Annotated in this window: 14 protein-coding genes; 4 read left to right on the top strand and 10 right to left on the bottom strand. The window is 30.6% G+C overall.

Going from position 1 to position 23,156, the window contains the following annotated elements:
* Nucleotides 1-200 precede the first annotated feature (200 nt).
* The gene (locus D2A34_RS04325) at nucleotides 201-2,600 is read right to left on the bottom strand and encodes a sensor domain-containing diguanylate cyclase (protein WP_119365836.1); all 2,400 of its coding nucleotides are present in this window, start codon (nucleotides 2,598-2,600) and stop codon (nucleotides 201-203) included.
* A 328-nt stretch (nucleotides 2,601-2,928) separates the two neighbouring features.
* Nucleotides 2,929-3,807, bottom strand: coding sequence for a LysR family transcriptional regulator (locus D2A34_RS04330; RefSeq protein WP_119365837.1), 879 nt, complete (start codon nucleotides 3,805-3,807; stop codon nucleotides 2,929-2,931).
* Between the two features lie 211 nt (nucleotides 3,808-4,018).
* Between D2A34_RS04330 and D2A34_RS04335 the strand changes: the two genes are divergently transcribed.
* Nucleotides 4,019-4,951 carry a 2-dehydropantoate 2-reductase gene (locus D2A34_RS04335; protein WP_079437748.1) on the top strand — a complete coding sequence of 311 codons (933 nt, stop codon included), beginning with the start codon at nucleotides 4,019-4,021 and terminating at the stop codon, nucleotides 4,949-4,951.
* A 634-nt stretch (nucleotides 4,952-5,585) separates the two neighbouring features.
* On the opposite strand, the gene D2A34_RS04340 is transcribed toward D2A34_RS04335, so the two are convergent.
* From D2A34_RS04340 to D2A34_RS04350, 3 genes are all read right to left on the bottom strand, one after another.
* On the bottom strand, nucleotides 5,586-5,852 hold the full coding sequence (locus tag D2A34_RS04340) for a hypothetical protein (RefSeq protein ID WP_119365838.1): 267 nt from the start codon (nucleotides 5,850-5,852) through the stop codon (nucleotides 5,586-5,588).
* Nucleotide 5,853: 1 nt separating this feature from the next.
* On the bottom strand, nucleotides 5,854-6,939 hold the full coding sequence (locus D2A34_RS04345; protein WP_119365839.1) for a hypothetical protein: 1,086 nt from the start codon (nucleotides 6,937-6,939) through the stop codon (nucleotides 5,854-5,856).
* A 388-nt stretch (nucleotides 6,940-7,327) separates the two neighbouring features.
* Nucleotides 7,328-8,788, bottom strand: coding sequence for an oligosaccharide flippase family protein (locus D2A34_RS04350; protein ID WP_119365840.1), 1,461 nt, complete (start codon nucleotides 8,786-8,788; stop codon nucleotides 7,328-7,330).
* Nucleotides 8,789-9,257: 469 nt separating this feature from the next.
* On the opposite strand from D2A34_RS04350, the gene D2A34_RS04355 reads away from it, so the two are divergent.
* The gene (locus tag D2A34_RS04355) at nucleotides 9,258-9,863 is read left to right on the top strand and encodes a TetR/AcrR family transcriptional regulator (RefSeq protein WP_079437744.1); all 606 of its coding nucleotides are present in this window, start codon (nucleotides 9,258-9,260) and stop codon (nucleotides 9,861-9,863) included.
* Between the two features lie 6 nt (nucleotides 9,864-9,869).
* On the top strand, nucleotides 9,870-10,571 hold the full coding sequence (locus tag D2A34_RS04360) for an NAD(P)H-dependent oxidoreductase (RefSeq protein WP_119365841.1): 702 nt from the start codon (nucleotides 9,870-9,872) through the stop codon (nucleotides 10,569-10,571).
* 523 nt (nucleotides 10,572-11,094) lie between these two features.
* On the opposite strand, the gene D2A34_RS04365 is transcribed toward D2A34_RS04360, so the two are convergent.
* Nucleotides 11,095-11,790, bottom strand: coding sequence for a sugar phosphate nucleotidyltransferase (locus tag D2A34_RS04365; protein ID WP_119365842.1), 696 nt, complete (start codon nucleotides 11,788-11,790; stop codon nucleotides 11,095-11,097).
* Between the two features lie 451 nt (nucleotides 11,791-12,241).
* Nucleotides 12,242-14,092 carry an NTP transferase domain-containing protein gene (locus D2A34_RS04370; RefSeq protein WP_119365843.1) on the bottom strand — a complete coding sequence of 617 codons (1,851 nt, stop codon included), beginning with the start codon at nucleotides 14,090-14,092 and terminating at the stop codon, nucleotides 12,242-12,244.
* Nucleotides 14,093-14,779: 687 nt separating this feature from the next.
* Between D2A34_RS04370 and D2A34_RS04375 the strand changes: the two genes are divergently transcribed.
* Nucleotides 14,780-15,976, top strand: coding sequence for an IS110 family RNA-guided transposase (locus tag D2A34_RS04375; RefSeq protein ID WP_119365626.1), 1,197 nt, complete (start codon nucleotides 14,780-14,782; stop codon nucleotides 15,974-15,976).
* A 170-nt stretch (nucleotides 15,977-16,146) separates the two neighbouring features.
* Here D2A34_RS04375 and D2A34_RS04380 read toward each other — a convergent pair whose 3' ends face one another.
* From D2A34_RS04380 to D2A34_RS04390, 3 genes are all read right to left on the bottom strand, one after another.
* Nucleotides 16,147-19,206 (bottom strand): N-acetylmuramoyl-L-alanine amidase family protein, encoded by a 3,060-nt coding sequence (locus tag D2A34_RS04380; RefSeq protein ID WP_119365844.1) that lies wholly within the window; start codon nucleotides 19,204-19,206, stop codon nucleotides 16,147-16,149.
* 519 nt (nucleotides 19,207-19,725) lie between these two features.
* On the bottom strand, nucleotides 19,726-20,124 hold the full coding sequence (locus tag D2A34_RS04385) for a zinc ribbon domain-containing protein (protein WP_079437739.1): 399 nt from the start codon (nucleotides 20,122-20,124) through the stop codon (nucleotides 19,726-19,728).
* 815 nt (nucleotides 20,125-20,939) lie between these two features.
* Nucleotides 20,940-22,940, bottom strand: a complete 2,001-nt coding sequence (locus tag D2A34_RS04390) for an N-acetylmuramoyl-L-alanine amidase (protein WP_119365845.1) — start codon at nucleotides 22,938-22,940, stop codon at nucleotides 20,940-20,942.
* Between the last annotated feature and the right edge of the window lie 216 nt (nucleotides 22,941-23,156).

A 23,156-nucleotide genomic window follows, 5' to 3' on the forward strand; every position in this document is an offset into this window, starting at 1 on the left:
AAAACTAGCAATACGCTAATTCTTTTTATAATATATAAAAGACCATGTTAGATAAAATAATTCTATCTAGCATGGTCTCTCTTAATCTTGAATAACTAAAACTTATAATGTCTAATGTGTCTTACATATGATATTGAGTGAATAAACAGCCAAAATATTATATAAATACTCCCTTATTGTTCTATAATCTCTAAATTTGTTCAATTTTCATTGAAGATACAGTATCTTCCTTTTCCATTATTTTTAGCAGAATATGATGCTTTATCTGCACTTATGAAAAGCTCTTTGTATGACTTACCGTGCTCTGGATACTTGGCTATTCCTATGCTTCCCGACACATTATGATCTAATATCTCTGTATTTGAAGTATTTCTAAAACCACTAATTAATTCCTCTGCTTTTTTTCGAATATCTTCTTCTGAATTTACATTTTTTAAGAATATAATAAATTCATCTCCACCTACTCTTCCTATAATAGAATTTTCTTGGAATACGTTTGAAATAATTGTTGAAATTTCAGTCAATACAATATCTCCAGCTAAATGACCCAAGTTATCATTAACAGCTTTAAAGTTATCAAGGTCCATAACAAATAGTGCTCCATTAATATCTTTACCTTCATTCATTAAATAATCTTCTACTATGCTTTGTGACGTTCCTTTATTGTATAAACCTGTCAAACTATCTCTTTGAGCTTTATATAATAATTCTTCTGCTTCCTTTTTTTCTTTATCAATATCGATTATTATCCCTATGGCTTTAAAGATATTTCCGTCTTCATCAAACATTGCAGTTATCCTCATTTTGCACCAAATATATTCATTTTCATTTTTTCTAACTCTAATCTCAGTTTCTGTATAAGAATCGCCATATATAATATCATTTAACATTTTTCCTAATTTCCTTATATCATTTTTATGAATAAAATTAGTTTTATATATATTTTTACTTATGTTAATGATAACCGACTTATATCCAAATTTTTCATTCCAGTTTTCCGAAAAATATACTGTGTCTTCAGTAATGTTCCATTCAAAAATTATATCCTCTGTTTGAGACATAATTATCCTATAACGCTCTTCACTTAACCTAAGTTTCTCTTGCACAACTTTAGATTCAGTTATATTTATTACAACACTGTAACTAAATAATTTTCCTTCTCTATCCCTTACTATTTGTCCATTATCAAGTATCCATATAACTCTTCCATCTCTTCTTTTTATTCTATATTCTATATTATATCTGCTACTTTTCATTAATTGATTCTGCATCTCTTTTTTAATTCTTTCAATATCATCTTCATGAATAAATTCAACGAGTTTTCTACTTGAGATTTCCTTAAATTCATTTTTCTTATATCCTAAAAGACTCAAACAACCACTGCTTGCAAAATCTAATAAATATTCTCCATTTTCTATTCTAAAACGATAAACTCCTCCTGGAATATTAGAAGTTAAGGACTGTAAATCTCTATTTTTCTCTTCTATATTCTTTTTGTTTTTCTCTATTGTGTCTATCAAATCATTAAAAGCAGTAGCTATTTCTCCAAATTCATTATCTTCATTGTATACAAACCTATCTGTAAAATCACCCTGTTTTATCTTTCTTATTACCCCTAATAATTTATATATAGGTTTAGAAAAATAATTAACTATGAATGTACAAGATGTTATTATAAGTAATACGATAAAAAATAATGCTACAGTTATGCTCTCTATGCTTTTGTTTATAGGTGTCTTAAATTCATTCCATTCAACTCCACTAAGTACTACCCATCCACTACTCTTAATACTAGAGTAATAGCCTATTTTTTCAATTCTATCTATGTTATACTCGATAATTCCATCTGGGTTTTTATCTAAATCTATACTTGAAAACTTCTCATATAAATTACCAGATACATCAATTTTATCTATACTCCCTCCTATATATACACTATTACTTGCTGCAATTACGCCTTTTGTATCCATAACAAGCATTTTTCCAGTCTTAAAAAAATGTATTTCGTTTACAAGCTTCTCAAAATAATTCATGTTTATTACACTAGCTATTGCTCCTTGATATTCATTTTTAAAAAATATAGGACTTGCAATTATTGCACTTTTAACCCCACTATTGAATTCTTTTCTTTCTATGATATCAGTAACAACCGCTTCATCATTTCGCAACTTTTTTATTTCTTCATCTGAAAAAATCAGCTTTTCATTAATATGGCCCCCATCTGATGATGTAATTATTGTCTCATTTTTATTAATAAGTAACTCTGCACTTATATAAAATCGTTCTTTTTTTCTACGACTAAAAATATCACCTAATGCTTTTTCATTATCATTATGATTTTCTTTGCTCGCTCCACTATTTGAATCAACTAGCAAATCCATAACCATCGGAATGTTTGCATCCGTTTTAAGATTACTGATGTTTTCATCAAAAAAGGATTTTAAATGTGTTGATTGATCACTTGCAAGTATCGCTACATTTTGCTTAATCATTTCTATACTTTTATCATTAAAGTTTGAAATACATATGCTTGTCGAAATAATAACAGGGATTATTCCCCATAAAATAGAGAAAATAATGAATTTTTTTCTTATATTCATTTCCTCACCTCGTTAACAGACAAATTATTTATGATTTTATAAGTAATTATAGTCATTTTATATTTATTTACATAAATAAGTATATCAGTATATGGCGAAATTTCAATAAATACTTTAAACTATATAGATACTTGAATTTCAACTCTGAATTGAGTGATAATCAACCAAAATAGAAACATCATTGCAATATGTGGATAATTTAAATTTAATCCAAACAACCCAATGGAAATATATGTGGAGCAGGCATTTAAGAATAAGCTACTAGAATATTTTATAAATATAAACTTATGTACTTATACAAAGAGCATAAATAAATTAAGAACACATGTTAGATATCAATATTTTTATAGGTATTTACAATATGAGTGAACATTTTCTTAACAGCTGGAGCCATGAATCTTGGGTTTAAAACAGTTATTCCAATAATTCTATATTCAAGGGGCTCTATTCTATATATATCGACATGATTATTTTGATTCAACATTACAAGTTCTGGCATAATACAAATTCCAAACCCACTTTCAACCATTGCAATGGTTGATTGATCATCGACTACATGGCATGTTGATATAGCATTTAATTCATACTTATGAAAAAAATTATTGATATCAGCATCACAACCTTCCCTTTGATATACAAAATTTTGTCCTCTTATATCATCTATAGTAATATAATCTCTATTGTTAGGAGTAAATTTTTTAGGAACTACACATACAAGAGGATCTTTATACATTGGTGTAATCTCTAAATTTCCAGCACTTGATGTAGATAAAAATCCTATATCTACTAGTCCGTTTTTTATCCACTCTGCCACGTCATTGTAATTTCCCTGATATAGCTCTATTGAAATGTTAGGGTATAATTTATAGAATGACTTTACAATATTGGGTATCCAATTTGTACATACGCTATTGAATGTACCAAGTTTTATAGTTCCTTTTTCTAATCCATTTAAAAGTGAAATTTCTTGCTTTAGATGTTCCTCACTATTAAGAACTTTTTGAATATGAGGTAGAATACTTTCACCATATCCAGTTAATTGAACTCCTGTTTTATTTCTTATAAACAAAGGAAATCCTAATTCTTTTTCTAAACCCGAAACAGAGTGACTTATAGCAGATGGCGTTAAATGTAAAATTTCTGCTGCGCGCTGAAAATTACTTTGTTCTACAACAGTCATAAATATTTGATATGATGACATCGACATAGTTAACCATATCCTTTCGACTTTAATAAATTCACTATTAAGTAGTTATTTTATAAACATGGTATGAAACTTTAATACTTTAATGATATTTAAAGAAATCTAGATGAATTATTTTCAACTTAATCATGAAAATAATGAATTTTACTTATGTAAGTAATGATAATATAATAGGTTAAAACAGTCAATAAAGCACATATATGGAGGGGATTTTATGAAGATTGCAATTCTAGGTGCTGGGGCAATGGGTAATCTTTATGGTGCATATTTATCTCGTTGCAATGAGGTATATATGATTGATGTAAATAACAAAATTGTAGATTCAATTAATCAAAAAGGTATAGTTATCTATGAGAAAGAAGCCAATAAAGATATTATATTTCCTGTTTCTTCTGTAACTGATTCAGAAGGTTTAGGAATAATGGATCTCGTTATTGTTTTTGTAAAAAATATATACACTATCTCTGCTATGGAAAATAACCAAAATATTATAGGCGAAAATACACTTGTTCTAACCTTACAAAATGGTGCTGGTAATGATAGAGATTTGCAGCAATTTGTTAACAAAAATAATATTCTAATAGGCACTACAGAACATAATTGTGCAAATTTAGAGCCTGGACGCATTTCCCACAACTCGAGCGGAGTAACCAATATCGGTATGTTAACTTATAATATCGAAATCTTACAAAAAATATGCAATCTTTTTATAAACTGTAATATAGATACACGAATTTATGAAAATATTCAAGAAATAATTTGGAATAAACTATTTATTAATATGTCTCTTAATTCTGTTACTGCAATCTTGCAGTGTAAAGTTGGATATCTACACGAGAATAACGATGCAAGCAAAATTGTAAGAAATATTCTATCAGAAGCAGTAGATGTTGCCATTGCAGATGGGACTTATTTCAATAAAGATGAAGTAATAGAAAAAGTAGAAAAACATATTAAAGAAGATTTTCATGAAGTAATAACTTCAATGAATCAAGATGTAAAAAATAAAAGACTTACCGAAATAGATCATATTAACGGTGCTGTAGTGAGAGCAGCTAAAGAATATAATATCCAAACACCATATAACGAATTTATTGTGCATTTAGTACATGCCATAGAAGGCATGTATGGGACCGGAGCATGTTAAACACATTCTAATAATACTCCTTCTAAAGTATTGTGTGGCACTTAAAGTGAAGCAATGAACAACCGAAATAGAATACATATATGTTCCGCAGGACTGTGAAAAATTTCACTAGGAATATCTAACTGGAAAGTTGCACCACTTCTGCGTGTTCCTGTGACAAGCACAGGACAAGCAAAAGTGGAACAACTTCCCACTAAGATATTCCAACAGCTTATTTTTCAATGCCTGACTCCACATATATGTATTCTATTTCTTTGTTTTATTGTCACTTTAATTATTTCAGCAATTCCTAATCTATAAAAAAGGTAATATGTTTTATGAAAAGTTAGAAATAATGCACTTTAAAAGTATTGTCAACATAGAAATATAAAAATACTTGCTAAAATATGCTATACTTTAAGTTACACTAAACAAAGAAATGGAATATAAGTTGTTCAAAAGCGTAGTCTTTGAAGCAAGCTCTTTGGATGCAACTTATGTTCTTAGAATCACCCAGTAAAATCTTCAAGGAACCGAAGCAAACACATATATTCCATTTCGGTTGCTTAGAAGTAAACTTTAAATAACCTCTTAATGCAAGTATTTTTATATTTCAGATGTTTCGCAATACCTTTGAATTAGGAGCATATAATAATTAGTCTTTAATGTATTTGTTGATTGTAGCTGCACCTTCTTCATTTGCATGATAATAAACTCTTAGATTACCCATATCATCCATTTCGAATCTTGTTTCTTCAAGAAGACCATTGGCTTCGGCAGTCATTAACGCCGAAATTACAGCATCCCTCTTAAGCGCTTTGTACTTACTATAGTCTCCTTTTAAAGCTTCAATAACGTCTTCTGCGCAAGCCTCTCCAACTTTTGTAAAATATTTCAAAATAGCATAATTAAGTGGTTTCATACTATTTTTCCTCCTTTTTTCTGAATAAATCCAATGGATTCATTGCAATTACTAATATACCTACTATCATTAATACAGCAGCGCCCCAAGCTATTGGAGGTAATGACCAACCTTCTATACCGGAGAACACACCAAGTACTATCCAGCAACAGAACGGTCCCCAAAATGAGTATGTACCGTTGCAAGCCATACCAAGTGCGGCACCACACATGCTATTTCCTTTATACCACATCATATATGAAACGAATGCACAAAGACCACTTATAGCTAACCAAATCATGGCAGGACCGCTTGTAAATGCTTGAATAGTAAGATTTGTTGAAAGATTAACGTTACCTGCCATCATTCCTAAAACAGGAAGTAAAATAATTAAGTTTGAAAGACCTGCTATCGCCTGACGAATAGTAATACCAATCTCTGAGTCAATCATAGACGTACCATAACCGGCTACACATCCTTCAAATCCCCACCCAAGAGCGGCTATAAAAGCAATAATAATACCTAATAACATACCTTTTGGTGCATCACCGCCAACGCTTGTACTTCCTATCATAAAACTAGCACCAACACAGATGGCAATACCTAGCATCATACGTTTATTTAATTCTTGTTTGAATAGAATTCTACCTAAAATAGCGCCAATAGCTGGACAAAGAGCAGTTATTGGAATAACTATTGAACCTGCCATCTGAAGACCAACAACATAAGCTGTACTAGAAATAGGTCCTCCTATAAGAGCTGCTAAAATCATCATACGACCTGGAGTAGTATTAATACATCTTAAGAAATCTCCAAACTTACCTTTAACGCTAGCATAAATAATTGCCCAAACGGCACTGCAAGTATCATTTACTGCGCTGCCTAGTGCACCTAGTAAATATGTAATAGCAAAAGCTGATAAGCCAGCTGAATTAACTCCATACCAATCACTCCAAACTCCTTTAGTCATACCCAAAGTTAAGAACGCTGAATAAAATCCATACATAAGACCTGAAAATAAAGCAATTGTGATACCTTTTTTATAAAATTGTGCTGATAATTTCTTTTTCGCAACAACTGCGGCTTCATTAGCTATAGTATTTACCATTGAAAAATTCCCCCTTAAATATAATTCCTTATTTTTATAATTTCAATAATTTCAATAACTTCTATTAATTCACTTTAACTGAATCACTATTTTGATTAAATAAGCTATTGTTTTTATATTACTCATAAGTAAAATTACTATGCAGTAGATTAAACATAATTGTGTTCAAATTTCTAAGTTCATTTTGTGAACACATTTATATTATCATTGTTCAGCGTTCATTACAATGCGTTCATATAAAAAAATAATATTTTGTATAAATAAACTACTTTTTCCTTATAACAAATTAACACTACTAATATTTTTATCTTCCAGAAATATTAGTAGTGTTAATATCTTTCTCAATTATATAGGTTCATCATTTTTATTTTTCATTAATATTCTTAAGTTATCTTTTCAACTTTAATTTTATAAATATCTTATCAGCTAATTCAAAAAATACTTGATCTTTTGTAAGTATAAGTATACCTAAATATACAATTCCACATGCTGTCACTTCTAGTAAGCATGCAATCATTATATTTGATATAACATATTTTATTCCTAGAGTTATTGGAATGAATACAAGTGAGTAGTAAAAATACTTCATGTTCTCGAACGCAAATAAATGAATATCTAATTTAATTACTTTCTTAACCAATCTATACTCTAATCCTATTACTATTAAATTTGCTATAAGTGTTGTTGTTATTGCCGTTACCATGTCGAAGGTACCCGTATAGAATAAAATCATATTAAATATTAGGTTAATTACTCCACCAATAAGTACCAATATTGCATCATCTTTTTCTTTTCCATGTAAGTATATCATCTGGTTGGCTATTACTCCTTCAACACCAATACTTAACATATATATAGAAAATACTATCATTACTGGAACCGCCGCTAAGAATTCTGCTCCTCCAAATATGTATATTGCTTCTTTAGAAAGACATAGAAGCCCTACTGAAGCTGGGAATAAAAATAGGAAATATATCTTTATTACTCTCTTTAGTAGTATTAGGTATTCTCCTTTTGATTCATTTCCTAGGTAGTTAGATAATCTCGGCATAGTTACTTGAATAACCGTAAGGAGAAGTGTATTTATTATGGTCATTATTCTCTGAGCCATATAATAATATCCAACTGCTGTAGTTCCTCCTATGCTATCCTTCAACATTATCTTATCAAGCTGAGTATATAAAACACCTGTGTTAGAAAGGATTACAACATAAAGCATAGGTCTTATGTGTCTAAGAAATTCTAAATTAGAAAAATCAAAACTCAATTTCTTCTTTACATACACAAAGCTTATTATGTTATTTATGAAATTAAATCCTATCACTAAATACAAATAGAATAAATAGTCTTCCTGATCTCTTACGAATAGCAAAATAAGTGCTGAATATACAATTCTAACCACCATAGTTTTAATGGCAATAAAATCATAGTTTTCAAGAGCTTCATTAACCCACTCAACATAAAAAAGGTTAAACACTAAATTAAACCCCATAATTATACATGTGTATAAATAAGGTTCATCCTTATAATAAATTGCTACAAACGCCATGTAAGCAGCTGAAGCTACAATATTGGTAATACTTGTAAAAATAAATAAACTGGTGAATGTCTGCCTTAGTTTAACTTTGTTATCACGAACTTTGCTCACTTCTCTTAACCCATATTGATAGATTCCAAAACTCGCAAATATTAAAAAATACGCTGTTAAGGAATCTCCATATCCCATATATCCATATAATTCTTTTCCAACAGATCTAGTTACCAACGGTATAACTAGTATAGGTAAAATTATATTAAATAAATTGAGCATTGCTTTAAAAATTGCATTTTTTGAAATTGATTTAGCCATTATTTAGCCTCCATAAATATATTCTAATTAACACTGCATATTTCATAACCCCTAAGGCAATATGTTTGCAATTAAAAATTCTTTTATTAAAATCTACAGTTCCAATTAGAACCTATTTCTTATTAAATTCGTTGCTTGTAAACATGTAATTGGAATAATCTCAACTGTACTCAATTAATTCCTTATTGTCCTTCGCACTTTTTCAATTGTACATTCTACAGAATTTATTGTCAATTTACATATAAAATTCATGTAAAATATTGAAATTTAATGGACTTTTTCCTTAAAATAGAATATAATTAAACTAACGATTGTTAGTTTGAGAATAAAAGAATAATATGGACAATAAAATTGGTGTTTTCAAACTCTATGAAGTATTTTCAGTTGATTGTGTTTGAAATATATTATCATGCATAATTTTAAAATCTTAAAATTATGCATGATAATACCATTTTTTATAAGGAGTTTTATGAATACGAAGGAAAGAATAGTTTATGAATCACTTAACCTTTTTTCTATCAAAGGGTTTGATGCCATTTCTGTTAGAGATATTGCAAAAGCTGTTGGAATAAAGGCTAGTTCTATTTATAATCATTTCAAAAACAAACAGGATATTTTGGATACTATAATAAAGAAATATTCTGAACGTGTATCAAACTTTTTTAATAATGTTCAGTTTGCTGAAAATGATGAGATTTTAACAGATAAAATAAAACAAATATCTATAGAAAACTTTTTTAGAAAAAGCACATCTATATTTAAATTTTATTTAGAAGATGAGCATATGATTAAATTTAGGAGACTACTTACTATTGAGCAATACAATAATTCAAAAATTGCGCATTTATATAATAAGATATTTATTGATGATATTTTAGATTTTCAAGTAAGAACTTTCAAACTCCTTATGAATGATAATATTTTTATAAAAAAAGATCCCTACACCTTGGCTCTTCAATTTTATTCCCCAGTTTTTCTATTGTTTTATAAATTTGAAAATATAACTGATAAAGAACGTGCCTCTTTAGAAAACCATATATCTGAATTCAAAGATATTTATATAATGAAAGGGTGATTATTTGTGAATGTAACTGTAATTTATGGAAGCATGGGGAAAACTAGTACATATAACTGCGTTCAATTGCTGCTAAATAACCTTAAACTCAATATCAATATAAAAGTTAACGAATTTTTTTTATCACAAAACTATTATGATCATGATTATTATCTTTACCCTGAAAATTATCTTAATGTCTACTCTAATACAACTATTGTTAATTCTATTGCAAAATCACTTAATGCTTCAGATTTAATTATTTTTGCTTCTCCCTCATTTACATGTGATATTAGCGACGAAATGAAACTGCTCTTAAGAAGCCTCTCTTCTCATCACTTGATAAATGCTCATGATTCTTCAATGCATAATAAAATCGGATTAGCTATTTCAACCACTCCTGGCGCTGGTCTATCTTATACCACAAAAATCTTAAAGAAAAACTTAAATTATTTAGGTATAAATAAAACATTTACATTTTCTAAAACGCTATATGAAGTCAATTGGAAAAACATAAGCCTTAGAACTAAGAAACAACTACATAAAAAATTTCTTAAACTCTCTTATAAAATTTTAACCCTATACAATAAATCCCATAATCCCAAAGCATCTTTTTTCAAAAAACTCACTTCACCAAAAGTAAATATGCTAAGCAAAAATAACGACTACAAAGTGATAGACCTCAACTACCGAAAGAAAGAAACCTATTATCACAGCAAGCATATTTAAAAACAATATATAACTTACTGAAATAAGGAGTATGTTTTGTTCCGGTTTCTAAGGAATTTTAATAGGTGATTCTAATATTAGAATTTGTCCCACTGCGCTGGCTTCAAAGACAAGCTTCGAACTAGCACTGTTGGACAACTTCTAATCAAGAATCATAACCATTAAAATTCCTAATGAAACACTCAACAAAACATAATTCAAGCCAAGAAATTACATGCATATTTACAGAATAGACACCTAGAAATAGACTGCTAAAAGTACTAAACGGAGAGTTACTCGTTTAATTATTCTGCTCTTAAAATATGATCTATACCAGAAAGAGAAGGTACACTTTTACGTAGTGTTGCATTGAAAATAAAGCTGTAGGTATTTCTTCTGTAAAAGTTGTTCCAATCCTGCTTGTCACTAGCTTGCCTAGGGAACAAGCAGGATTGGTGCAACTCTTACTGATAGAAATCCACAGTTTTATTTTCTAGCAACCGAGTAACAGTGTACCTTCTCTTTCGGCTGGTGATATTGTAATCTACAGTTTAAGTGTCTTTTTTAAGTATTCTAAATCCTCTAGTGAATCTATTTCGAATATATCATTTGAATTTATTTTTTCAATATATACATCCATTTTATCCAAATTATCTACAGCGATACTATCCCAGTATAGATCCCTGAAATCCCCTTTGTCTATTGCTTCTTCTACTTTTTGCGATATAAACGCACCATCTTTTGATGTCCAGAAAGATGCTCCTGACATTATGTAACTTGGTTCATCGCCTTCTTTTCCGATATCGACACCAAATATTCTTCCACTATCATCATATTTTAATATCCATTCCCCTATTATATTTTCTTTGCAGGCTGAATAGTACACTGATGTGGCTGGTTTATCTTTTGGTAAAAAGTTTCTTGTAATATAATTATCTGCATCTATAACAAATGCATCTTCAAGGTATTGCCTAACTAAGTACATAGTGTAAATGTTATTATAAACATCATATTTATCATTAATCACTTTTATTAAATTATATTTATTAACTATCTCATCAAACTTCTCATGTAAGTAACCTGTTAACACTATAATTTCATTAATTCCAACTTCTTTTAAGTTTATAATTTGTCTCTCAAGCAGGGACATACCATTAACTTCTATTAAAGACTTTGGCGTAGTTTCAGTCAACGGTCTAAGCCTAGTTCCCATTCCTGCCGCCATTAAAATCGCTCTCATATTTACCTTCTCCTCACAGCTAATTTAAACTATTTATTAAACATAAACAATCTCAATCTTATTATATATGGTTACATAATGATACTATAGCATATTATTTAAATTTATGGAATATTGCAACAAATCCCAAGTATAGTTGCCCTTATCATTACTGAATGCTATATAGATAAACATACATAAACTTGATTTATACTTTAAAATATATCTCTCACCAGAAAGAAAGGGTATTCTTTTGCGCAGTGTTGCATTGAGAAACCAGCTATAGGATTTCTTAAGTAAAAGTTGTTCCATTCTTGCTTGTCATGAGCTTTAGCTCAGGAGCATGCAAGAATGGGTACAACTTCTGCTGTTAGAAATCCATAGCTGGTTTCTCTCGCAACCGAGCAACAGAATACCCTTTCTTTCGGTAAGTTACACGCATAAATCAAAGTTATGCTTTGACTATCTATACTTAAAGTTTCTTTAAATATTCCTTAGCTCTATTGTATCTATCTATTCCGTAAGTACCAAAATCATCGCCTTCAGCTTCCTTTATTAAAGTCCACACTGCCCACAAAAAGTCTTGGCATATTTGATGAATTAGAAGTCTTCTTCTCGAATCATTATCAGCTTCTTTTCCTTTAAAGTATAATCTAAACATTAACTCAATGTCATCTTCTGAAAATTCATTCTCTAGAGAAAGGGCTGCCAAATCCCACATATCATCATTAATCCCACTATACTCCCAGTCAATTAAATAAATTCTACCTTCAGTATCTTTAACTAGATTCTCAGAAACTAAGTCATTATGCGATGGTACAAATACCCTATTACAAACTTTTAATTCTTCTTCAAGAGCCATTACCTTTTCTCTTACTTCATCGTAATCATCAAAGAAATTTCCATCATCTTTTCTTAATATATTTTCATACTTTTCAAGTTCTCTGAACATGTTAAATTCATTATCCATATGAAAATCTATACATTCATGTAGATCTCTCAAAATAGATGTAACTTGCTTTAAGTTTTCTTCTTTCTTGATACTTCTATGAGTTAAAGTTTCTGCATTTTCTATAAACTTAGATATTTTAACTCCAGTTTCAAGATTAAAATAAGGTACTTCTACATTATAACCTTTCTCAGAAGCAATTGCAGAATTGAACATTTCTGTGCTTCTATTAATCATTTGTTCTGTTCCAACCCCTGCAACTCTTAAAATATATTTATTCTCTTTAACAGATATTTTATAGTTTTTATTCGTCATACCACCTGCTGGAACAACTTCAGTAATATCTTCATCATTTACTTTTAATGAATCTTTGACAATAGCCTTAATACTATTAATTTCATAGCTAAGTTCTCTTCTTCTTATTGTTGGATAAAGATAATTTTTTATCTTTTCATATTCCTTCGCGCTATCTGCATCTCCCCAAGCAAGGTCGTCTATCTTAACGAAACCTATGTTGTAATTTCTAGCGACATCTAATAATACATATTCATAATTTAAATAAGGATTAACATTCCCCTTGAATTCTTCAAGCATCATTGTATATAACTTATAAGAAATCTTAGTAAGTCCAATCATTTCTCCATCAATTCTGTTAAATTGATGAATATCCTTAGACATTTTAAATAAGTGATTATCTCTTATTTCAACAAAGGCCTCATCACCTGACCCACTTTCATTGGTAAATAGTATACAGTCTCTATTTTGACTTTCCACTAATTCTTTTATAGCTCTCTTTTCAAAAATCAAATCATTTTCTATAAGTAAGAAATCATCATCAATATAATCTTTAGCTAAAGATAATGAGTGCATAGTACCTGTCCATTTGTATGTATCACTTTTTACTAAAATAATATTTTTGCTATTTCCAAAACACTCTTCATAGTACTTACTTTCATATCCTGTTACTATAACAGTTTTAGTTATCCCATTTTCCTTTAATATACTTAAAGTTCTATCAATTAATTTTAAGTCCTCAATTTCAAGCATACCCACAGGTTTTCCAAACTCTTCTGCTCTACCAGCTGCAAGTATTACTGCTTGTTTTACTATCTTTCTTTCCCCTTCATGAAGCTTTAATCTCGTATTTTTAGCTGAAGCTATATTTTCTTCTAAAAACTTCATGCCTTTTTCAGTCACTTTATATAAAGTCCCTCTATTATTTGTTATTCTATCTATAAATCCATCTATCGTAAACTCTTTTAAAACAGCATTAACCTTTCCAAGAGATATATTTGTTCTTTTAGCTAATTCCCTTTGGTTAATATTAAAGTTATCATTTAAAGTTTTCAAAATTTCTATTCTATCCTCTAACATACTACACTTAACTCCCCTTTTAAGTTATATAATTTATTCATTGTTCGAATTTTGAACTATAATTAATTATATTCCTGAAAATTATGGATGTCAATAACAATAAGACACATGAAATTAAATATATTCAATTATAGACAGTTATTAACTTATGGATACAATCACATGAAATTAAACAAAAGTACCTTAAAATATCTGTATAACCAAAAAGAAATGGTATTCTTTTGCGCAGCGTTGCATTCAGAAAATGGCTGAAGATATTTCTTCATTAAAAGTTGTTCCATTTATGCTTGTCCTGAGTCTTACCTCAGGAACAAGCATAAATGGGTGCAACTTTTACTGTTAAGTGAGAATCCAAATCTTTGATTTGGTTATCGAACTTACTCAGCGAACGCAAGTGAGTCGAGTTTCACACATCCTCAGCCATTTGGTACTGTATATAGTGTAAATACTACCCAAGAAATAAGGTTAGTATTTGCACTTATTTTATTTATAATTAAGGGAGTAATTGGTCTGACGACAGCTATTTTGGATTAATAACATCCGTTTGAGAAACTGTCAGCCATCCTTTATTATAAAAATTCGATTAAGCAGGTTGAAACCTTAGAGGCTTTCGTGTAACTAACCAAAATGAATTCTAATAAGTGTAGATGGGTACAATTACGAAAAAAATATATCTGGAGGTCACTTATGATAAGTGTAGGAATTGATGTATCAAAAGAAAAAAGTACAGTATGTATATTGAAACCATGCGGCGAGATTGTTAAATCTCCATATGAGGTTACTCATACAGAAAATCATCTATTGGAATTAACATCATTGATAAAATGTTTTAATGAAGAAGTAAGAGTCGTAATGGAAGCGACAGGAACTTATCATTTGCCAGTACTTAGTTTTCTTAAAGAGCATGGTATTTTTGTAACTATTATTAATCCACTAGTAATGAAAAAATATGCAAGTATAGTTCTTAGAAAAGGAAAAACAGATAAGTTAGATGCTATAAAGATTGCTAGCTATGGAATAGATAACTGGTTTCATTTAGTTAACTATGAATCAAGTGAAGATGTTTATAATGAACTACGTCTTCTTGGAAGACAATACAGTCACTACATAAAACTCAGGGTAGAAAGTAAATTATCATTAACTTCAATGCTTGACCATACAATGCCAGGAATTAAAAAAATGCTACAAAATCGATCTGATAAACCCGAAAAAGATAAATTAAATGATTTCGTTGAAGAATACTGGCACTATGATAACATTGCAGTAAAAAGTAAGGAACAGTTTATTAATAGTTATAAAAATTGGGCAAAAAAGAAGGGATACCAACAAAGCGAAGCGAAAGCCATAAAGATATATGACTTGGCTCAACAAGGAATCCCTACTCTATCTTCCAATGCCCCATCGACCAAAATGTTAGTATTGGAAGCTGTTAGAGTTCTTCGTGAAGTAGATAAAACTCTTGCATTGATTTTATCACAAATGCAAGAATTAGCAAAGTCTCTAAAGGAGTATGCTGTTGTTCGTGAAATGGGTGGAGTAGGTGACATTATTGCACCAAGACTAATAGCAGAAATAGGCGATATCAGAAGATTTCATAGCGGAAAAGCTTTAATAGCATATGCAGGCATTGATGCGCCACCATATCAATCAGGGCAATTTAACGGAACGCGAAGGAGAATATCTAAGAGAGGTTCTGCTACATTAAGAAAAACTGGATTTGAAATAATGAAATATTTAAAAATTAATAAACCTGAGAGTAATTCAGTATATTTATTTATACTAAAAAAAGAGGCGGAAGGAAAAGCTTCAAAAGTAGCAAAAATTGCTGGATTAAATAAATTTTTAAGAATATATTATGCTAGAATAAAAGAAGTATATAAATAGAATCTAATTTAATAATCGGAAGCTTGGACCAGAAAAATAGCTGGTCTAATTAGTATGCAATAAAATATAAAAAATAATTAAAAAACCTGCTATAAAAAGTATTGACTTTCATTAGCAGGTTTCTCTAGCAACCGAGCAATAGAACACCATTTCTTTCGGTTCTACATATTTTAAGCTCTAACAGCTCCATCTTGTCCGAAATTATATACTTTACCATCTACATACATAGTTTGATTCACAGCCATTTGTCCATTTGGTGTAAAGTAGTACCATTTACCATTTAAGTACACCCAGCCTTTTTGCATCAAACCATTTTGACCCAAGTAATACCAGCTATTATTTAAATTCATCCATCCTTTTCTCATTTCCCCAGTAGCTGGATCTAAGTAATAAGTTTGTCCAGTTTTATTATCAACTTTCCAACCTGATGCTCTATATCCCAAATTATTCAAGTAATAATATTTTCCACCTGTAGATATCCACGCATCTTTAACTTGCCTATTTTTCTTATCAAAGTAAGCTGGCTTGCCATTTACAGTACCCCATTCTTCATACTTTGTTAAGTCTACCCAACAATCATTATATTCATCATAGAATTGATCATCATCATATTGATCTCCACCATCACTATCGTCATTCCAATTAGAGCTATCAACTCTATAAACTTCAAGTGTATAAGTGTTACTTTCAGTACCATCCTCTGATGTTACTACTATTTGAATTTCAGTTTTTTGTGCTCCTCTAATACTTACGGATATCGGAGTAGCTGTATAATCTTCTCCGTTAACAGTAGTTGTTGATTTAGAGTCTTGCGGAACAGGCGTTACTTTAACACTTGTTATATTTTGATCAACACGCACTTTAGTGACATTCTCTGTAGGATCAAAGTTATAATCGCCAGTGCTAAGTATAACATTCTTTAGTGTAGCATCACTGCCTTTCGTATTGTTTTTAATTACAACTGTATATGTTTTACTAGTTGTTCCATCCTGTGCTGTTACTACTATTCTAAGAGTAGTTTTTCCACTGCTGTTCAAAGCAATTTGTTCAGCTTCACCTGAAACAAAATTATATGATTCATTACTTCCATCAATAGTTCCAACAATAGATTTAACACTAGTATCTTGAGGTACTACCGTTATCTTTTCAGTAGTATCTTCTTTAGCTACTGTTGTGGTATAGCTGTACTTATCACTTGAAAAACCTTGATTTCCATCACTATTAGTTAAAGTATATCCATTAATCTTTAAAGAATTAAGCGAAGCTTCATTTGAATCTTCTCCTGAGCCTGGATTGCCATTATCATAGTTATTAGGCAGATAAAATACATACTTATCTCCTAGTGGCTTACTCTCATAATTAGGCGTTCCTGCTGTTGATTGTGTGGTATAGAAGTTATCATAATACGCCTGAATCACAATCTTCTTAGCCTTATTTAGCGATACGTCAAGACTAGCACTTCTTTTATTACTGCTATCTAATCCATTGTTAACAGAAGCAGTTGCTTCCACTAAATTATTTCCATCTACACTATCTGAAAGCCAAACTCTAATGTATTCATTTTTGTTACTTCTTGCTCCCGTAAAAGATACATTTACCATGTCTGAATTTTTTGTATATAAATCATAAGTACGTCTAGACGTAATAAAATTATCTATGATATTGTCTTTAACACCCGGTTGAGTTAAATAAGTATTATCATTACTATCATTATTATCAAAAGCTAAATTCATACTAAACGAACTTCCTGCTAATTTGTATACTGTTAAAAGATATCTAGCTAATATTTTTGATGAATTAGTTACACTTCCATCTTTTCCAGCATACACATCTATTTGAATTATATTAGATGTTGAACTAGCCATAAAATCAATATACTGTTCACCATTCTTAAGTTCAGATTTGGCGACTTTGGTCGTTCCCGTTGAATCTGTATACCTATTCGTCACAACGTAGGCCACTGTATCTTTACTTTTTATTAAAGTAGGATCAATGCTTATTAATCTAGCTCTTGGATCCACATATATCTTACCTGAATATTCTTTAAAACCATTAGTATTCGTAGTAACGTCAAATTTCTTTCCTACATATGCTAACACGCTAGAATCATCATTATAATCTGCTTTTGTTATTCCTGATTCTTTTAAGCTATAGTCTGAATCTGCATTTAAATTGTTGTATTTAATTTCTATAGAATATACCTTTTGAATATTATTTGAATTGTTTGATGAACTCAATCTAACAACAATCAAATCTGATTGTCCTAATCTTTCTAAATTACCAATTAGCATGTGACCATCAATCTTATACTCAGTGCCTTCTGTTGCAGGTTTTCCGTTCTTATATACCTTTGCACCTGTTAATGACATAGTAGAATCAAAAGTCATGTTATATTTTAATGTTGAAGTTGAATCGGGTACATCAAAAGTATATCTAAGAGGCATACTTTTGTCTGGGGTCGCTACAGTTGAATATAAAAATGGTACTGTGTTATTTTGGCTTAACTTAGTATCTAAAACTTCCCCTGTATTTGTATCAAAATATGTTGATTCACCTACATAAGCGTTAAACATCATAGGATTTATCTTACCTACAACATATTGAGTTCCATGCTCTACTGTTATTTTATCATTAGCATAGGTTGTTGGAACAGGATTCTGTGTCTCTATCTTTTCGATTGTGTTGTTAGCTGAATCTGCAGGCGTATATATTACGTCTTGTGTAGTTATAGTTATTTTATATTCAATTCTATTAACACCTAACGGTAACCCATTTATCACCTTTCCAACTATTTTAGATGTTGAGCCACTTGAATTTCCAGCATCTCCAATGCTTATTCCTTGATCAACTAATATGGCATTTCCATCAACGGTCTGCCAACTAGTCCCATTTATAGTCATTATATCAATTCGTTTAGCAACAATACCACTTGTTGATTTTTTGCCTGATTTTGCCTGACTCTCAAGAGTGGCTCTGTCCGTTATATCATCAGCACTAAGTGAAATTGTAAATGCCCCTGTCACACTTGTAGTAGAGTATATCTTTTCAGAAGTTGTTGTATCTGTTCTAGGTGTAAGTTTTGCACCATCAGCCGTTACTGTTATAGCAGTTGCATCCGTACCTATTGTTGCCGCACTAACAGCTTGTTCAATAAATCCTTCTGGCAAAAATGATATTATACTTGTAAATATCACTAACAATGCTATAAACCTTTTTTTCATTTTTTCCATTAATGTCGCCCTCCTAAATTGTAAAAATTGAGAATTAAATAAAAACCGGTCATCATATTGTTATTTATATTATCATATTAATTTACGGATTTACCAAACTGGCAAATTATCCAAGGCAATATATCTTTCTTTATTAGTTAGATATTAATTTATATAAATTAATATCTTTAAACTGAGCATTCATACCATTTAAATTAATATGCTGTAATAAATTACTCTAAATTAATAATTAACTTAATTATACCATATTTTAATTATAGAGCCATATACTTTTCTCATTAGACATATAAATACATAAATGGACTAATTATATCTCAATAAAAATCTTTGTTTATCTCACTTATTAGATAAAATACCTCTTTTTCCTTTACGCGGAACCATAAACCAATAACCTTCCATAATATAATACAATACGCATATATCATGGAAGGTCCTTTTATTATATTTCTATCATATTTTTCTTTTTTCTACCTATAGTCCCCAGTCAGTATTATCTTTCCAAAAAGTAATATTCTCATATTATGATTTACCTTTAAATGAATTTTTACATTTAGGGCATGTTACAGAAATTTTCCCCTGCTTTCTTGGGACACGCAATTTTTGCCTACAATTTGGACATGTAAAATATTTATGAGTCTTTAAATCCTTTGTTATATTCATCTTACGTCTAAACCAAACTATTGCAGAATTTCTTATTCTCAAATATTTATAATTCTCTTGCTGACGCTTATATATATTCCTTGAAAAAATTCTATAAACACACACTAATGTTGGAATGTATGCTATCAGTTCAAGCCCAATTAAAGCTCTTGGTAATAGATTTGTTATCATTAATAATATAAAAGATAAGACAAGCAATGCTTTTGATAAATTGTCACCCCCGTATCTCCCGTACATAAATCTTCTTAACCACTCCATTTTTTCACCTCTTTAAATTTTAGTTATTATAACTTGTAGGATAAATCTAATTTATCTAAATATTATTACTTTCAAATATAGTGTAATAAGCGAAAACTATCAATACATATACTCTAAATAATCTATTAATTTTTTATTAAGTTCATGTATCCTATAAAGGTATTGTGTATCACCGAAATATAAAAATACTTGCAGTAAGAGATTAATTTAAGTTTACTGCTGAACAACCGAAAGTGGATATATGTGTTTACTCCGGTTCCTTGAAGATTTTGCTGGATGATTCTAAGAATACAAGTTGTCCCAAATGTGCTTGCTTCAAGGACTACGCCTTGAACAAGCACATTTGGGACAACTTATATTCTAAGAATCATAGCCAGTAAAATCTTCTGATGAACACTGCGTAAAAACATACATCCACTTTCTTTGTTTAATAGTAAGCATAAATAGCGATATATTTATGCAAGTATTTTTATATTTTTCTGATTACAATACCTTTAATGAATATTCAAGTCTTTTCATACAGTTTTTATATTTATAATACAATACTCATATATTCTTTGGTCTGTATATGTGAAATAATTAATGTGGTAGCAAAACAAAGAAATAGAATACATATATGTGGAGTCAGGCATTGAAAAATAAGCTGCTAGAATATCTTAATGGGAAGTTGTTCCACTTTTGCTTGTCACAGGAACACGCAGATGTGGTGCAACTTTCCATTTAGATATTCCCAGTGAAATTTTTCACAGCCCTGCGGAACATATATGTATTCTATTTCGGTTGTTCATTGCTTCACAATACCCTTATTATAGACTCTAAATTGCTGCAGCAATTGCATTTGCAACTGCCGTTGCTTCTTTATCTTGATAAGACCAAGTTGAAACTTTTTGAGCCTCACTCGCATTTGTTAAATATCCAAATTCAATTAATATTGAAGGCATAGCTGTATTTCTACATACAAATAAGCCACTATCTCTAGGACCTCTGTTTGTTGCACCAGTACTGCTTGAAATAGCTGATGCTACTGATGATGCTAAATTCATACTTGTTGATAGCTTATAATCACTATAAGCCCCACCAAAACTTGAATCTTGAGCCCTAGAACTATAATAAACTTCCACACCATTTACTGATGCTGTAGCTGCAGCGTTATGATGTAGACTTATGAATAAATCTGCACCAGAATTATTAGCAATATTAACTCTGTTGGTAAGACTTTGAGTAACTGCAATAGTTTCTCTATCTGATGAATTTCTTGTCATTATTACTGTATAACCTAATGCCTCAAGTTTTACTTTCAACTTTTCTGCAACCTGCATATTTAGATCCCGTTCAACATATGTTACTCCATTATGAGTAGCATATGCACCATCATCTCCGCCAAAGTTATGTCCTGGATCCAATACTATTACTTTTCCCGAAGTGCTTCCAGGCACCCTGTTTCCTCTTTTTCCATCCGGCCCTATTTGCCAGCCATTTATAATTACACCTTTAAGCATAATACCTGTAGCTGGATCTAGATAATAGTAACTACCTCCATCTACAGCCCAGCCTGATGCTCTTGCACCACCGTTTCCTAAATAGTACCAATTTCCATTTTGCTGTATCCATCCTGTTGCCATTATTCCAGTAGAATATAGGTAATACCAATTTCCATCTGGTTTAATCCAACCTGTTAGCATGTCTCCACCAGAATTAAAATAATACCAATAACCGCTAATCGAAACCCAGCTTGTTCTCATAGCACCATTGGAATCTAAGAAATATTTTCTACCATCGATTAGTTTTAAGCCGGTAGTCATACTTCCATCACCTTGGAGATAATACCACTTATTATTATCTTTCGCCCATCCAAGCTGCATTGCTCCACTTGGTTTAAGATAATACCATTTCCCACCTAAATAGATCCATCCTTTTGCCATAACTCCGTTACTATATAAGTAATACCAGTTATTATCAGGATTAATCCATCCAGTCGCCTTACTACCATTTGATCTGTAAAAATACCAATTCCCACCTTCTAGCTGCCATCCAATTGGAGAAGCAATATTTATACTATTATCAGTCGAAATTTTAATTGGTTCAGTCACTTGTGCTCCCGTTGGCCCTGGCGAAGCTGTTTGAGGTTTACTTGTTGTAGTATTTGATCCCGAAGTGGACCCTGTACTTGAATTTGTTCCAGTACTCGTGCTATCGGCATCATTAGTAGGCTGAGATACTAGCCCTGCTGATATTAATAAATTATTATATAATTTATTAACTTCTTCCCCATATGTAAGACTTGGAGCCCATTTTCCACCCAAGGCATTTACTGTTACAGCTTTACCCTTAATAGTTGCAAAATGTCTTGGATCATATGTATTGCTTCTTGGATAACCAGAAGCCCCTGCATAAAGTGCTAAGTGATCTACATGAGCTTGTACACCTTCATCCCAAGTATTAAATCTTTGGTGAGCAATAGGATCAGTATCAGATCCCCCTACACTCGTCTTCATTCCACATGGGTTTTTATAACTCTCATCCAGAACTCCTCCAAATTTTCCATACCCTGTTTCTTTAGCCGCTTGAACATATGCAATCGCTGGATTAACATTGCCGTGAGTCGGTGCATATTTCCAGTATAACTGTGCTAATCCTACAAATGTATCAGTTGCACCATTAGCTTTAGCCCATTCTTCTGCTTGTTTTACTGTTACCTTTGTACTCGATATTATGTTATTGTCTGCAACAGCTGCTTTTACATTAGTAATTGGAATTAGTACTAAAACTATTACAAATGCAAAGAAAATTGTCGTCAATTTCTTAATAGCTTTCAAAACAGCGTTCCTCCGTTCATCTTTGGTTTAAGGACAAAATTTCATAATCCAAATCCTTGGAATTTAACGATGATTGTCCAATATATAATACAACTTAACATATTGTTTTGGGGGCTAATAAAACAGACAAATCGCTTTTTCTCTTATGCAATTTCTACCATAAATATTTTTAATGTCTATAACTATAATTCTTGGACGCCTTACATTTAAAAATAT

The organism is Clostridium chromiireducens (assembly GCF_003575225.1).
In the GTDB taxonomy this organism is placed as follows: domain Bacteria; phylum Bacillota; class Clostridia; order Clostridiales; family Clostridiaceae; genus Clostridium; species Clostridium chromiireducens.